Below are 14570 nucleotides of genomic sequence, written 5' to 3' on the forward strand. Positions count from 1 at the left end.
AGAGGAGAGACCGGAGATGAACATAAACCCAATAATGAATGAGAACCCTGTAACCCCTATTGCTGAGATTACTCGTGAGGAAGGCATGAAAAATGGCCTGGCGAAGATTCTAGAGGGCAGCCATCTGGAGCAAGCCGAAGCAAGAGATTTGATGTACTCGATCATGAAAGGTGAGGCAACGCCGGCTCAAATCGGAGGTTTGCTGATGGCGCTACGGATGAAGGGTGAAACGGTAGATGAGATCACCGGTTTTGCTGAAGCCATGCGTGGTCAGGGCGGACGAATTCTAACGGATGGTAGCGGCTTGCTGGACACGTGTGGAACAGGTGGATCGGGTATTCACAAATTCAACATTTCCACAGCATCCGCGATCATTGCTTCGGCCGTCTCGGTTCGGGTCGCCAAACATGGCAACCGTTCAGCTTCAGGCAAAGCGGGTAGTGCAGATGTATTAGAGGCACTCGGTGTAAATATCCATCTGGACGGGGAGCAGGCCAGACAATGTCTGGATGATATCGGAATCTGCTTCTGTTTTGCCCAGGTATATCACCCTTCCATGCGACATGCAGCAGGACCAAGAAAAGAGCTGGGGGTTCGTACCATTTTCAATATGCTCGGACCGTTAACGAATCCTGCGGGAGCAGATCGCCAACTGCTTGGCCTGTATGATCGTTCCCGGACGCCGATGATTGCTGAAGTACTGAATCGTCTTGGTCTCAAAAGAGCGTTGGTTGTGGCCAGCCATGATGGTCTGGATGAAATCAGTATCTCGGCACCAACTCAGGTGTCTGAACTTCGCAATGGTGAAGTGCACACCTATGATATTGATCCACGTGATATGGGTTTGTCTCTGCATCCGCTTGAAGCGGTACTTGGAGGAGATGCGACACAGAATGCCGAAATTATTAAGAGGATCTTCCAGGGTGAGCAGAGTGCCTACCGCGATGTCGTTCTGTTGAACGCCGGAGCGTGCATCTATGTATCCGGTCTTGCAGATAGCATTGCTGAAGGGGTGACACTTGCCGCAGAAGCGGTAGATTCGGGCAAAGCTGCCGGGAAGCTTGAACAGTTAATTCATACAACGGAGGCGTATAGTCATGTATCTTGATCGAATCGTTGCAACCAAACATAAAGAAGTTGAAGTTCTTGCACAAACATTTAACATGGATGAAGCTATCCAAAAAATCGAACAACTACCCGCAACTCGGGGGTTTGAAAAAGCATTATCAAGCGGACGCAATCGCAAACTCGGCCTTATTGCTGAAGTGAAGAAGGCTTCGCCGTCCAAAGGGTTGATCCGTCCGGATTTTCATCCGGTAGAGATTGCTGCCGCTTATGAACGAGCAGGTGCAGACTGCATCTCCGTATTAACAGATGTGTCGTATTTTCAAGGGAGCAATGAGTACTTGCAGGCGATTCATCAAGCGGTGAACATTCCGCTCTTGCGCAAGGATTTTATTATAGATGAACGACAGATTGCCGAGGCAAGATTGCTGGGTGCGGACGCGGTATTGCTGATTGCCAGTATTCTGACACCTGAACAGATTCGTCAATATCTGGAATTTGCCAAAAGTTTGGGGCTGGATGCCTTGATTGAAGTCCATGATCGAACAGAACTGGAGCAGGTATTGGAGATTCCGCAGGCAACACTTGTGGGCATCAACAATCGTAATTTGAAAACATTCGAAACCAGCCTGAACACGACACTGGATTTGACGGAATTGATTCCAAGTGGCGTTACCTTGATTAGCGAAAGTGGTATTGACGGACCAGAATCAACAGTACCTCTGATCCAGGCCGGTGTTCATGGTATTCTCGTAGGTGAACATCTCATGCGCAAGGATGATGTCGAGGCGGCTGTATATGATCTGATGGGGCCCAAATGATGAATACTTCCATACACGATGGCACAGGCGACAGTATGTCAGAACTGAGAAACCCGCTGCCAGCGGCCGTAAAAATATGTGGACTTCAGGACGTTGAAGTGCTAAAATCGATGATAAACTTGCCTGTGGATTACATTGGTGTTGTTTTTGCCAAATCACGCCGCCGAATCGAACCCGAGCAGGCTGCTGCATTAAGAACGGTGTTGTTCGAATGGTCTGCCTATGATCGGCCGAAGCTTGCGGGTGTATTTGTGAATCCTACGCTCGAAGAACTGGAACACATTATGGACATTGCTCAGCTGGATGTTATTCAACTGCATGGACAGGAGACTGCGGAATTTTGCCAGCAGGTGAAGCAGCGGTGGAATGCCGCAGTGTTCAAAGTTTTTTCTTTTCCCAAAGATGAAACGGGACCGGAAGCTGATGATGCAGCCATAAGGGCTCTTGATACTTATGATAAATACGTGGATGCGATATTGCTTGATACCCATGATCCTCTATATGGAGGGGGCTCCGGGAAAACGTTTGCCTGGGAGCGAATCCCTGCCTATGCTGAATGGGCAAAAAGTCGCGGAATTGCTCTGTTCGTTGCAGGAGGTTTGCAGCCGGACAATATACAACAACTAATACAGACATATGCACCTTTCGGCGTCGATGTATCCAGCGGCGTGGAGACTGAAGGTGTGAAGGATATTGCCAAAATTACAGCATTCGTAGAAAGGGTGAAGCAGGCATGACACATCAATTGCCGGATCAACACGGGCGTTTCGGTCACTTCGGAGGCCGCTTTGTACCTGAGACACTAATGAACGCACTCATAGAGTTGGAGGAGGCATATAGCCACTTCTCTGAAGATGAGGAATTTAACAAGGAACTGAACTATCTGCTAAGCGAGTATTCTGGACGTGAAACGCCATTGTACCATGCAGAGCAATTGTCACGCCGATTGGGCGGGCCGAAAATTTATCTGAAACGTGAAGATCTCAATCATACAGGCGCGCACAAAATTAATAACGCCATTGGACAAGGTTTGCTTGCCAAACGGATGGGCAAAAAGAAAGTTATTGCCGAAACGGGTGCAGGTCAACATGGCGTTGCAACGGCAACCGTAGCCGCATTGCTTGGATTGGAATGCAAAGTATTTATGGGCGAAGAAGATACAGAGCGTCAACAGTTAAACGTATTTCGGATGAAGCTGCTCGGAGCAGAAGTGATTCCGGTGACGTCGGGAACACGGACACTGAAGGATGCTGGTAATGAAGCGCTTCGCTACTGGGTCAGCAATGTGGAGGATACATTCTATGTGCTCGGATCAGTGGTTGGTCCTCATCCATATCCGATGATGGTGCGGAATTTCCAACGTGTGATTGGTGATGAGACCCGTCGTCAGATTCAGGAGATCGAAGGGCGTTTGCCGGATGTAATTGTAGCCGCTGTTGGTGGAGGAAGTAATGCGATCGGTATGTTCTATCCATTTATCGGTGATCAGGATGTGAAGCTTGTTGGTGTTGAAGCCGCAGGCAAAGGGGTCGAAACCGAGTATCACGCTGCAACGATGACCAAAGGCACGCATGGTGTATTCCAGGGATCTATGAGTTACCTGTTGCAGGATGAGTATGGGCAGGTTCAGCCAGCGCATTCCATCTCGGCCGGACTTGATTATCCGGGTGTTGGTCCGGAGCATTCCTATCTCAAGGATATTGAACGGGCAAAATATGTACCGATCACGGATCAGGAAGCACTGGATGCCCTGCAACTCCTATGTCGGACGGAGGGAATCATTCCTGCTCTGGAGTCTGCACATGCGGTAGCTCAAGTTGTCAAACTGGCGCCTGAACTTACAGCAGATGATATTGTAGTCATTTGTCTGTCGGGACGTGGAGACAAGGATGTTGAATCCATCATGAAATACACGGGAGGTGACTTGGGATGAATCTGATGGACCAGACCTTCCAGCAATTGAAGGAACAGAATCGCACGGCACTTATTCCATTTTTAACCGTGGGAGACCCGGATGTGGATACAACGATTGATATCATCAAGGAGCTTGAACAGGCTGGAGCGGACATTTTGGAACTGGGTGTTCCCTATTCCGATCCGCTTGCAGATGGCCCAGTCATTCAGCGCGCTTCCGAACGTGCGCTGAAGAGCCAGATTACCATTCGTACTGTTATGGAAACCGCTGCAAATGCTCGTAAGGCAGGTGTGAAACTGCCGTTTGTACTGTTCACCTATTATAATCCGGTATTGCAGACAGGCCTGGATGTATTCTTTGATGAATTGGTCAAACACGATATTAGTGGCATGATCATTCCGGACCTGCCGATTGAGGAAGCGGAAGAGATGCGAGAACGCGCAAATCGTGCTGGTGTGCATCTGGTGCCGCTTGTTGCACCTACATCTAATGCCCGGATTGAGCGGATTGTAACGGGCGCGAGTGGCTTTATCTATTGTGTATCATCCCTTGGGGTAACCGGAGAGAGAGCTTCTTTCTTTGATGGCGTAGAGAGCTTTATTGAGACGGTGAAAAGTCTGACAGACCTCCCAGTAGCGGTAGGTTTTGGTATCTCCAGTCATGAGCAGGTGGCACATTTCTCCCGTATATGCGATGGCGTTGTAGTAGGTAGTGCCATTGTTCGTCAGGTGGAAGATGCGATTCCTCTGCTTGAAAATCCGGATACGCGTGCAGCGGGACTGTTGCAAATTCGCAACTTTGTGGCACAATTAAAGGGATAGAGATGTCCTGAAAGGACATCTTTTGGACACGTAAGGTGCACGCTGATTCGTGTCTAACATTATTTCAATAACAGGAGGCGGTCGGGTTGAAACCGAAATCCCAGATTGTCAATCTGCCTGTGTACCAGCCGGGCAAACCGATTGAAGAAGTGAAACGTGAACTGGGGCTTGAACAAGTCATCAAGCTGGCCTCCAACGAAAACCCGTACGGCAGTTCTCCTGCCGCCCTGGAAGCCATTACGAGAGAAATGACTAATATAAGCATATACCCAGACGGTAGCTCGGTTGAGCTGACGGGAGTTCTTGCCAAGCATCTTGGCGTTGAACGGAACAACTTAATATTTGGTTGTGGTTCCGATGAGATTATTGCTTTGATTACGAGAGCTTTCTTCTTGCCGGGTGACGAGACCATCATGGCAGATCAGACATTTTCTGTATATAAAAGCAATGCAGATATTGAGGGTGCCGTGTCCATCGAAGTGCCTCTGAAAGATGGCACGCATGATCTGAGCGCGATGCTCGCGCAAATTAACGACAAAACCAAAGCAGTATGGGTGTGTAATCCAAATAATCCGACAGGTACGATTATCTCCGAGCAGGAACTTACAGCCTTTATGGACCGTGTGCCTGCTCATGTGATGGTCATACTGGACGAAGCTTATTATGAATTCGTAACCGATGAAGCATATCCGCAAAGTATACCATTGATCGAACGGTATCCGAACTTGGTCATACTGCGGACATTCTCCAAAATTTACGGTTTGGCTTCGCTCCGGATCGGGTATGGTGTTGCACGTCCCGAAATTATTGATTTGATTAACCGTGTACGTGAACCGTTTAACACCTCCCGTTTTGGACAGGTTGCGGCAAAAGCTGCACTACTGGATCAGGATTTTGTTCAAGAGTGTTCGAAGCGGAATGCAACGGATCGGGATTACCTGCAAAATGAATTTGCACGTCTCGGATTGTCGTATTTCCCTTCACAGGGTAATTTCATTATGGTTGACCTGAATATGCCTTCGGCAAATGCGTTCCAATCCTTGCTCAAACAAGGCATTATCGTTCGCTCAGGATTCAACGTATACCCAACTTACATTCGTGTGTCCGTCGGAACATCAGAACAGAACCGTGTATTTGTCACGGCACTGGAGAACACGCTGGCTGAGAAGGCGGTAGCACGCCCTTAATACTGGCGATGAAAGAGTGAGGACCCATGAAACTAAAAATTGCAATGATTGGTGTAGGACTCATCGGCGGTTCACTGGCGCTCTGCTTCAAAGGCAAGCCAGATGTAACCGTGATGGGCTACGCCCACTTGGATGAACTGAAGGACAAGTACATAGCGAGCGGTGTAGTGGATGATGCTACGCTCTCTCTGGAAGAAGCGGTAGAGGATGCCGACTTTATTTTTTTGTGCGTTCCCGTAGGTTTGCTTGAATCCTATTTCGAAAAGCTCTCCAAGCTGCCATTGAAAAAAGGATGTATCATCACGGACGTAGGAAGCACTAAAGCTTCCATTGCCGCTTGTGCCGAGCATGTGCGGTTAACTGACGCTTACTTCATTGGTGGTCACCCTATGGCGGGGTCGGAGCGTGCAGGCGTAGATGCGGCCTCAGCCGTGTTATTTGAGAATGCATACTATGTCTTAACCCCTTCAGAACATGTACCTGAGGAAGCCTACAGCAGGTTGTCTGAGCTGCTTGCGTATACGCGGGCACAGATCGTGCGTGTGGAGCCTCTGCTGCACGATGACATCGTGGGGGCGATTAGTCATCTGCCACATGTTATTGCTGTTGCGCTTGTGAATCAGGTGCGTGAATATAATGAGTCGAATCCACTGTATAAAATGCTGGCTGCAGGTGGTTTTCGGGATATTACCCGGATTGCGTCCAGTGATGCGATTGTGTGGAGAGATATCTTGCTTAGCAACCGTGATGTACTGCTGGGCTTGCTAAAGGACTGGAATAGCCAGATGACGGCCTTTACGGATATGCTGGAACATAAGAACGGTGAAGGTATAGAGGAGGCATTCCGTCAGGCCCGCGAGTTCCGCAGTATATTACCAGAACGACGCAAAGGCATGATTTCGCCGTTATTTGATCTATATACTGATGTTCAGGATGCACCGGGTATGATCGGTAAGATCGCAACTGAGCTTGGGGCGAATGATATCAACTTGAGCAACTTGGAGATTATCGAAAACCGGGTGGATGTGCCGGGCATTATGCGTCTGTCTTTCCGTCAGGAAGAAGATATGGAACGAGCCAAGACGTTATTGGATTCCTTAGGCTATCAAGTGTGGATATAAGACGAGAAAGAGGGCGAAAGCCCTCTTTTTTGTGAGGTTATATTGGAGTTGTTATGTGATTTTCAGTCACAGAAAAAAAGGATGTATTATCCTGATTTACCGAAAGATATAATTAATTCAAACAATTTTACTGAAAGTGTTGACAAAATGAAAACGTATACATATAATAAGGGTACAGTATGGTTTCTCTCCACTCCTATCCAATAACTGTATTGCTCCACGTGAGCAATGGCCGCTTATGTAAGCGGTCTTTTTTTTGTCTTAAAAAGTTATGGGAAAGGCATTGATATGTTAATAGTTACATTTGAACTTACATCCTCTATTTACATCTCCCTCCTTAATCTGTTAGGATACCTTAGATCCAATAAATATCACATTTTTGTAACCTTTTCAGTATATCGTCCGTCTATATAAGCAAGGGTTACCAAAAAGGCTCAAAATGAAGTCATGAACGTGAAAATGACCGCATATGAATGACAGGTCGGGTTTTGTGGATGCCAATGGATTTGCCAGGATGATGCAGACCGTTGTACAATAAATACTGTTAATGTAGAAACGTTGGGGAAATTGCCATTACATAGGGGAATTTGGCGGGAAGGCCAGTTATGGCGCTGAACGCTTTTTATATGCGGTGAGAACCGCAACTTTTTTGTGCCTGTTCGGTAATACATGGATAGAGTCGAACGGGGAGAAGCACATGGATGGGCGAGGAGGGGTCGCACTCAAATGACGGATTCCCAGTTGATTCGAGAGATCAAGGAAGGTAACCTGGAGTTATATTCCGAGCTGATGAGTCGTTATCAGCGTAAAATACTGGCTTTCGTATATCATATGTTGAAAAGTTCCAATATGGAGCTGCTTGCGGAAGATCTCTGTTCTGAGACTTTCTATAAGGCGTTCCGCAGTCTGCACTCTTTCCGTGAGGTGGATGCCTCATTCTCAACCTGGTTATATACCATTGCGAGAAATACGGTACTGAGTGAGCTTCGCAAACAGCGCAGCGGAAATGTCCCACTTGAAGAGAGCGGGATTGTTCCCGTTGCTCCTTCGGAGAATACACCGGAGTATGCTGTACTACGCAGCGAGCGGGTGATGCTGGTTAGGGATGCGATTAACAATTTGCCGGAGAAGCAGCGTTCTGCGATTATACTCCGTGAGTATGATCAACTAGACTACCAAGAGATTGCGAATATTCTTGGGCAGAGCGTCAGTTCTGTGAAATCGCTATTATTCAGAGCAAGATCAAGCGTAAAAACTCAATTGGAACCTTATTTCTTCGAACCGGTGTACGAGCCATATGAAGGGATGAAGAACCGATGAATTGCAATGAAGCCCAGGAACTGTTTGCACTGGTCTGGGACTTGCCGGAAACTCATCCTCAGCGGATTGCATTTCATGCTCATCTCGCTGGTTGTGAAGAGTGCTCCGAGCAGTTTGAGGTCTGGGAAGAAGCTCAGATCTTGCTGCACAGCATTCCGGTTCCAGTGACAGAACAACAAGCAGAGAGAGTGAACCGTAACGTTATGGACCGGATCTACGCGGAGTCTCCATGGTTACTGCCGGAAGAGGTAAAGGTTAATCGTTTCTCTGCTGTGATCCGCAAGCATATGTCTTTGTGGATTGCCGCGTTCCTGGCTATTTTTTTATGCAGCTTTCTGTATATGGTAATGTTTAAGCCAGACGTATCAGAAGCTGAGCAAACCAAAGTTGTTACTACGGGTATCCTGGAGACAGGGGTTGCCGGAAGCGGACCATCGTCCTCTGGAATGTATCAGTACAACATGACTGGAGCGGACAGAGGAAGTATCATAGAGCCTTTTGTTGTGAGCATGGGACCTGCTTATCCGCAGTATTGGATGGCCCTCTCTTTACTTGCAATAGGAATGGCGTTATTTTCTCTTGGACGTATGCATCGAACAACGAATAAACGCAAACAAGGTGCGAGTGCATAGGTAATAACCTTTCGTTCGCCGTGTGGAGAAATGAGGGATGTAAGTGCGAATCGGGCTTATTCGTCACGGTCTTACAGACTGGAATGCGGCGGGCCGTATACAGGGTCAGACGGATATTCCTCTGAATGGAGAAGGTCGTGAACAGGCAGAGCGCCTGGGAAGACGTCTGCTGACGGAAGAATACCAATGGGACTATATCATCACAAGTGGATTATCGCGGGCACAGGAAACAGGGGAGATTATCTCCAAGCTGTTGAATGTACCTTTGCTCAAGCCAGACGCACGGTTGAAAGAAAGGGCTTTTGGTCAGATTGAAGGTCTGACTTCAGAAGAACGGGTTGCCCGTTGGGGCCAATCCTGGGAGACATTGGACTTGGGACAGGAGCAGATAGCGGATATCCAGATTCGTGCACTGGCGTTTCTGGAAGATCTATGGTCTGCCTATTCGGACCAAAACGTACTCATTGTCACTCACGGAGCTTTCTTAGCCAACCTGTTAACAGCTTTGTTTAAAGATCGGTATACAGAACGCATTGGAAACCTGTCACTGACGATCCTGGAAAAGGAACGTGATGACTGGAGTCCACTGTTATATAATTGCACACGACATCTATCTTTGGACACAGCGAAACAACCTGAGTAATCCAACTTGGGTTGTTTTTTTTGCGTTTTATGGGGGAATAAAGACTGTATATGATTTCAAAACTCTCATTTTTCTTCTGATTGACCAACTCGGGGCATAGTATGGTTTAAAACATAAAAGATTTCCAAAAAGAGGTTTAGATTATGGGAATTCCGTCAACGATGTTTACAAAACCAAACTATTTCAGGCTCCGAATCAGCAGTCGAAGTAGTTAACGGGCGAGGCGATGGACCCATGAATCTAGCGGATATGCTTACTTTTGCCGATATTGGCCAGCTTAATCGAATAGCAGACTATTACCAATGTGAATGCAAGCCCAATTCCAAACATGAACTCATCCAGAGTATTCTCACTACATTGGGCAGCAGACCCTTTTTTGAGCAGCAGGTACGTCAACTGAATCAAGCAGATCAGCGCTTTTTGAACAACTTGTTGTTTGATCCTCGCCAGTATTATGGTATGGAAGAACTCATTGCCATAGCCCGTCAATCGATGGACAAAAAGGAGAGTGAGGCTGGCGCAAGTCCACGTGATCTCATCGTTCGCTTCAATAAGAGTGGATGGTTGTTCAATGGGACAACGCAGCAGACCAGGTATTTGTATCAGGTACCCCAGGATCTGAAATTAAGATTCAGGGATGTGTTATCCACACATCTGCGAGCAGGGATTACCAAAACAACGGAGCCACCCATGTATCGGGATGAATATCATCTCTTAGCGGATGATCTCAAGTTGTTCCTGCAGTTTGTCCAGCAGCACGAAATTGCCCTTAACGCTGAAGGCATGATGTACCGTCGCTCTCAACAGCAGATTATGGAGCATCTGCACATTAGTGAGGAATTGGTGGGCAAAGGTGGATGGAGATTCGGATATGGCCGTTCCTTCAAGGATTACCCGGATCGTTTTGCACTTCTCTACGACTATGCATTTCACCATCGGCTGGTTCGTGAGGAGCAAGGCACGCTGAAGTTATCACCAGCTGGAGAAGACAAGCTGGGAGCTGAGAAAACAGCCGAAATGATACAGCTATTTAGGTTTTGGTTAAGATTGTATAAAGGTGCTATTCCCAATCTGTCCTCTATTGTGTATTGGACAGGCGAATGTGCCCAAGAATGGTCAACCGCCGAGTCGCTGTTTCGTCAGATCGGTCCGTTCATTCAGCCGTTTTACTATGATACGGCTGAGGCCATTTATGATAACAGAATTGTTAAAATGATGTTGCATCTTGGCATGATCCGTATTGGAGAACATGAGGAAGGCAGGACTATACAAATGACAGCCTGGGGCACACGTCTTGCTGCATCCTGTCGCTCCATCTCCGGAGACATTACACCTATTTTGTTTGACAAGTGAAGGACAAGTTGCTAAAATCACTCCCAAATTAAGGAGTGATAATAATGATAATTCCATACAAAGGTCTACAACCTCAGTTACACCCTTCGGTATATATGGCTGAAGGTGCAAAACTGATCGGTGATTTGAGAATGGGAGAAGAGTCTTCCGTCTGGTTCAATGCAGTCCTGCGGGCTGATTTGGCTCCTATTATCATTGGAAAGCGCTGTAATATTCAAGATAACGTTGTCGGGCATGTCAATACTGATCAACCTTTGATTGTGGGAGATGATGTCTCAGTAGGACATACAGCGATCATTCATGGTTGTTGTATTGGAACAGGATCATTAATCGGCATGGGAGCCATTCTGCTGAATGGAGCCGATATTGGCGAATATACGCTGATTGGAGCCGGTTCTGTTGTTACTGAGAATAGTAAAATTCCGCCCTATACTCTTGCTTTGGGAACACCTGCCAAAGTGATACGTGAGCTGACTGATGCTGATCTGGAGCGGATGTCCAGAACTTCACTGGGTTATGTTAACAAAGGAAAAGAATATAGGAGCTCTTAAATCCGTTTTGGAGGTGCATCCTATTGGATAAAATGAAAGTTACGTATGAAGTCATGTTGGGGCTGGCAGCTGAGATGGTTTGGGACGAAGCGCTTCGCAAACAGCGCAGCGAGAAGCTCTATTTGGAAATCGATAAAGCGTTAGCTACCGGAGACGAAGTAGCTTTCCGGAGTCTGACGGATGAACTGAGGACCATAAACTGATTAGCAAAATAGTTCCTTTCTGAGATAAAAGGGAATGCGCAGATGCGTGTTTCCTTTTTTTGATATGTGTAATTCCGAAATGAATGTCTGGATTTATAAGATATAGTCATATATAATATGGGAATAAAATGGATAGAGAGGGGATATAGGGAATTGAAATTCAGTGAGATGACTCAAGACAGCTGGGCTGAACTGCAACTCTATCTGGATACATGCCTTATTCCATACACAGCTCTTAGCGGTGAGCAGTCGCCAGTTGAAGCTACCGAGGCGTTGGAGCGGCTGAGAGATTTTCTGGATCTGGTCGAAATTCCTTTCAAAGGGAGAATTATGACTTATCCAGCCTTTCATTATGCTAATTCGGAATTGTCAATGACATTAAATTCCTTGTCCGCACAGCTTAAATCCTCAGGATTCAAATATGTGGTTATTATGTCATCGGATGGTCATTTGGATGGCATGGAAATTCCAGCTGCTGATCTGGTTTTGAGTCGGTCCGTCTTAACTCATGAGGTCGGAGAAGAAGCGATTGCGAGATTTGTAGGGGAAAAGATACGAGAGTTGTGGAAAAAATAGTTTTTAGCGACAAATGTGACAATTTTACAACAATTTTTTAATAACGCTTACAATTGAACCTTAAAAATGTGTGACAAATTCTTGACGGTGTTCTAGGGCTACTATATGATTATGTATGTTCTAGTAAGTCGTGGAATTTATGAAAATGAAAACGTTTGAGAGAGTTGGATGAAAAAGGGGGTTGGAGACAGTATGAGCAGTGAGCATGACCACCACGAAGCTTCATTGAAATTGCCAAGCCGCATGGAGATGTCACGCAGGCAGTTTTTGACGTACACGCTTGGTGGAGCTACAGCCTACATGGCCGCCGGTGCAATCCTTCCTATGGTCCGTTTTGCGGTGGACCCGATTTTGCAACATAAGGGAGAAGGCACCTCTGTCAAAGTAGCTGAAATCAGCAAAATTACGAATGAGCCTCAAGAATTCACCTTTGAACTTAAACAACAGGATGGTTGGTATCTGAGTAATGCATCGTTAGTGGCGTGGATTCGCAAAGACGAGCAGGGTAAAATTTATGCACTCTCACCTATCTGTAAACATCTGGGATGTACAGTAGGCTGGAATAGTGACAAGCAGTACCCTGACGAGTATCATTGCCCCTGCCATGGCGCGCACTATGACAAGGAAGGGAAGAATCTTGCCGTAGCCCCCAAACCGCTGGATGAGTATGTAGTCAAGGAAGAGCAGGGTTGGGTATATCTGGGCGACATTGTTCCGAACACCCGAGTGAATTAGGAGGCGTGAACGCAGATGTTTAAAAATGTCTATGACTGGATTGACGAGCGTCTTGACATCACGCCAATCTGGCGGGACGTTGCGGATCATGAAGTTCCAGAGCATGTAAATCCGGCTCATCACTTTTCCGCATTCGTGTACTGCTTTGGTGGATTGACGTTCTTTATTACTGTTATTCAGATTCTGTCAGGCATGTTCCTGACCATGTATTATGTACCTGATATTATCAATGCCTACGCAAGTGTGGAGTACCTGCAGACCAAAGTAGCCTTCGGCCAAATTGTTCGCGGCATGCACCACTGGGGAGCCAGTCTGGTTATCGTAATGATGTTCTTACATACGATGCGTGTGTTCTTTACAGGCTCTTACAAGGCACCGCGTGAAATGAACTGGGTTGTCGGCATGCTGATCTTTTTCGTCATGTTGGGCCTGGGGCTGACAGGGTACTTGTTGCCATGGGATAACAAAGCCTATTTTGCAACAAAAGTAACACTGGAGATTGCCAATACGGTTCCTTGGCTGGGACCGATTATTAAAGAATTCCTGCAAGGCGGTACGATTGTTGGTGCACAGACACTAACCCGATTCTTTGCCCTGCACGTATTCTTCCTCCCCGCTGTGCTTCTGGTGCTTCTGGTCGGACACTTTATCATGATCCGCAGACAGGGCATTTCGGGACCACTATAAACTGAGAAGGGAGGAATCGCAATGGCTCACGGACATAAGAAGGATGATGAGGAAAAGGTTATCTTTGTCGGTGATTCACGGGTCCGTAAAGGGGCGGGATTCATTACCCCTCCTGATTACACGGCGTATCCCGGCAAATCAGAAGCCTTTATCCCCAACTTCCTGCTGAAAGAATGGATGGTTGGTGTCGTTGTATTGGTGGGAATTCTGGTTCTCACGATCTCAGAACCTGCACCTTTGGGCTATCCGGCCAATCCGAGCGCATCCGTAATTCCTATGCCGGACTGGTACTTCCTTTTTCTGTATCAGTACTTGAAGTATCCATACGCATCGGGCGATTACGTTCTGCTCGGTGTACTGGGGGTCAGCGGAGTCGCTTTTGGAGCTTTGCTGCTGGCACCATTCCTGGATACAGGCAAGGAGCGGCGTTTCTATAAACGCCCGATTGCTTCATCACTGATGATTTTGTCGGTCATTTCTGTATTTTACCTGACAAATGTAGCGTGGACGCACTACGAGCATGAGTTGGAAGCAAGTGGACAGAAGCCTGAACATATTCAACGTGAAGAAGAAGCGCTGGAGAGGCGTGAACAGGGGCTCCCACCCGTTTCCAATGCACCTGGACAGCAAGAAGAAGTTGCGATCGTGGAACAGGATGATCCTGCAATGGAAACGTACAAAAAGGCTGGATGTATTGGCTGCCATGCGGCTGATATGAAGGGCGCAAGTGGACCTTCACTTCGGGGTGTGGGTGACAAGCACAGCCAGGAAGAGATTCTGACCATTATCAAAGAAGGTTACAATGCAATGCAACCTCAGTACAATAATGCTATTGCTCAAGGTGTCACGGATGAAGAGATCACTCATCTGACCGAATGGCTTGCGAAACAGAAAGCAGAACAGTAAAATCGAAATAACCAATGAAACCTGATCGTTTATG

The 14570-nt window shown here is 47.0% G+C and carries 17 protein-coding genes; all 17 read left to right on the forward strand.

The genetic code is table 11. The features are described 5' to 3' along the window. Positions 1 to 67: 67 nt before the first annotated feature. The 17 genes from trpD to PAEAM_RS08780 all read left to right on the forward strand — a co-directional run bounded on the left by trpD (position 68) and on the right by PAEAM_RS08780 (position 14536). On the forward strand, positions 68 to 1108 hold the full coding sequence (gene trpD / locus PAEAM_RS08700; protein WP_100527647.1) for an anthranilate phosphoribosyltransferase: 1041 nt from the start codon (positions 68 to 70) through the stop codon (positions 1106 to 1108). Next, entirely contained in the window at positions 1098 to 1886 is a 789-nt protein-coding gene (gene trpC, locus PAEAM_RS08705; protein WP_100527229.1) for an indole-3-glycerol phosphate synthase TrpC, read from the forward strand. Before trpD ends, trpC begins: the two co-directional genes overlap by 11 nt. 35 nt (positions 1887 to 1921) lie before the next feature. Further along, the gene (locus PAEAM_RS08710) at positions 1922 to 2623 is read left to right on the forward strand and encodes a phosphoribosylanthranilate isomerase (protein WP_100527648.1); all 702 of its coding nucleotides are present in this window, start codon (positions 1922 to 1924) and stop codon (positions 2621 to 2623) included. Continuing rightward, the gene (gene trpB / locus PAEAM_RS08715; protein ID WP_017687714.1) at positions 2620 to 3819 is read left to right on the forward strand and encodes a tryptophan synthase subunit beta; all 1200 of its coding nucleotides are present in this window, start codon (positions 2620 to 2622) and stop codon (positions 3817 to 3819) included. The genes PAEAM_RS08710 and trpB overlap by 4 nt, the downstream gene beginning before the upstream one ends. Beyond that, complete coding sequence (gene trpA / locus PAEAM_RS08720; protein ID WP_100527230.1) at positions 3816 to 4622, forward strand: tryptophan synthase subunit alpha; 807 nt, start codon at positions 3816 to 3818, stop codon at positions 4620 to 4622. Before trpB ends, trpA begins: the two co-directional genes overlap by 4 nt. An 86-nt stretch (positions 4623 to 4708) precedes the next feature. After that, on the forward strand, positions 4709 to 5809 hold the full coding sequence (gene hisC / locus PAEAM_RS08725) for a histidinol-phosphate transaminase (protein ID WP_100527231.1): 1101 nt from the start codon (positions 4709 to 4711) through the stop codon (positions 5807 to 5809). A 26-nt stretch (positions 5810 to 5835) separates the two neighbouring features. Continuing rightward, the gene (locus PAEAM_RS08730; RefSeq protein ID WP_017687717.1) at positions 5836 to 6930 is read left to right on the forward strand and encodes a prephenate dehydrogenase; all 1095 of its coding nucleotides are present in this window, start codon (positions 5836 to 5838) and stop codon (positions 6928 to 6930) included. Positions 6931 to 7656: 726 nt separating this feature from the next. Further along, complete coding sequence (locus PAEAM_RS08735; protein WP_036607662.1) at positions 7657 to 8250, forward strand: RNA polymerase sigma factor; 594 nt, start codon at positions 7657 to 7659, stop codon at positions 8248 to 8250. Continuing rightward, positions 8247 to 8882, forward strand: coding sequence for an anti-sigma factor family protein (locus PAEAM_RS08740; RefSeq protein ID WP_100527232.1), 636 nt, complete (start codon positions 8247 to 8249; stop codon positions 8880 to 8882). The genes PAEAM_RS08735 and PAEAM_RS08740 overlap by 4 nt, the downstream gene beginning before the upstream one ends. Positions 8883 to 8925: 43 nt before the next feature. Beyond that, entirely contained in the window at positions 8926 to 9525 is a 600-nt protein-coding gene (locus PAEAM_RS08745) for a histidine phosphatase family protein (RefSeq protein ID WP_100527233.1), read from the forward strand. 234 nt (positions 9526 to 9759) lie between these two features. Further along, the gene (locus PAEAM_RS08750) at positions 9760 to 10878 is read left to right on the forward strand and encodes a hypothetical protein (RefSeq protein WP_100527234.1); all 1119 of its coding nucleotides are present in this window, start codon (positions 9760 to 9762) and stop codon (positions 10876 to 10878) included. Between the two features lie 44 nt (positions 10879 to 10922). Beyond that, positions 10923 to 11429 (forward strand): gamma carbonic anhydrase family protein, encoded by a 507-nt coding sequence (locus PAEAM_RS08755; protein ID WP_100527235.1) that lies wholly within the window; start codon positions 10923 to 10925, stop codon positions 11427 to 11429. Between the two features lie 23 nt (positions 11430 to 11452). Further along, the gene (locus tag PAEAM_RS08760) at positions 11453 to 11632 is read left to right on the forward strand and encodes an IDEAL domain-containing protein (protein WP_017687723.1); all 180 of its coding nucleotides are present in this window, start codon (positions 11453 to 11455) and stop codon (positions 11630 to 11632) included. A 153-nt stretch (positions 11633 to 11785) separates the two neighbouring features. Beyond that, complete coding sequence (locus tag PAEAM_RS08765) at positions 11786 to 12208, forward strand: DUF2487 family protein (protein WP_100527236.1); 423 nt, start codon at positions 11786 to 11788, stop codon at positions 12206 to 12208. 192 nt (positions 12209 to 12400) lie between these two features. Further along, the gene (locus tag PAEAM_RS08770; protein WP_017687725.1) at positions 12401 to 12943 is read left to right on the forward strand and encodes a QcrA and Rieske domain-containing protein; all 543 of its coding nucleotides are present in this window, start codon (positions 12401 to 12403) and stop codon (positions 12941 to 12943) included. 15 nt (positions 12944 to 12958) lie between these two features. Next, positions 12959 to 13630, forward strand: coding sequence for a menaquinol-cytochrome c reductase cytochrome b subunit (gene qcrB, locus PAEAM_RS08775; RefSeq protein ID WP_017687726.1), 672 nt, complete (start codon positions 12959 to 12961; stop codon positions 13628 to 13630). Positions 13631 to 13651: 21 nt separating this feature from the next. Further along, positions 13652 to 14536 (forward strand): menaquinol-cytochrome c reductase cytochrome b/c subunit, encoded by an 885-nt coding sequence (locus PAEAM_RS08780; protein ID WP_076209928.1) that lies wholly within the window; start codon positions 13652 to 13654, stop codon positions 14534 to 14536. Positions 14537 to 14570 lie beyond the last annotated feature (34 nt).

The sequence above is a fragment of the Paenibacillus sp. GM1FR genome (genome assembly GCF_002803315.1).
Taxonomy (GTDB): Bacteria; Bacillota; Bacilli; order Paenibacillales; family Paenibacillaceae; genus Paenibacillus; species Paenibacillus amylolyticus.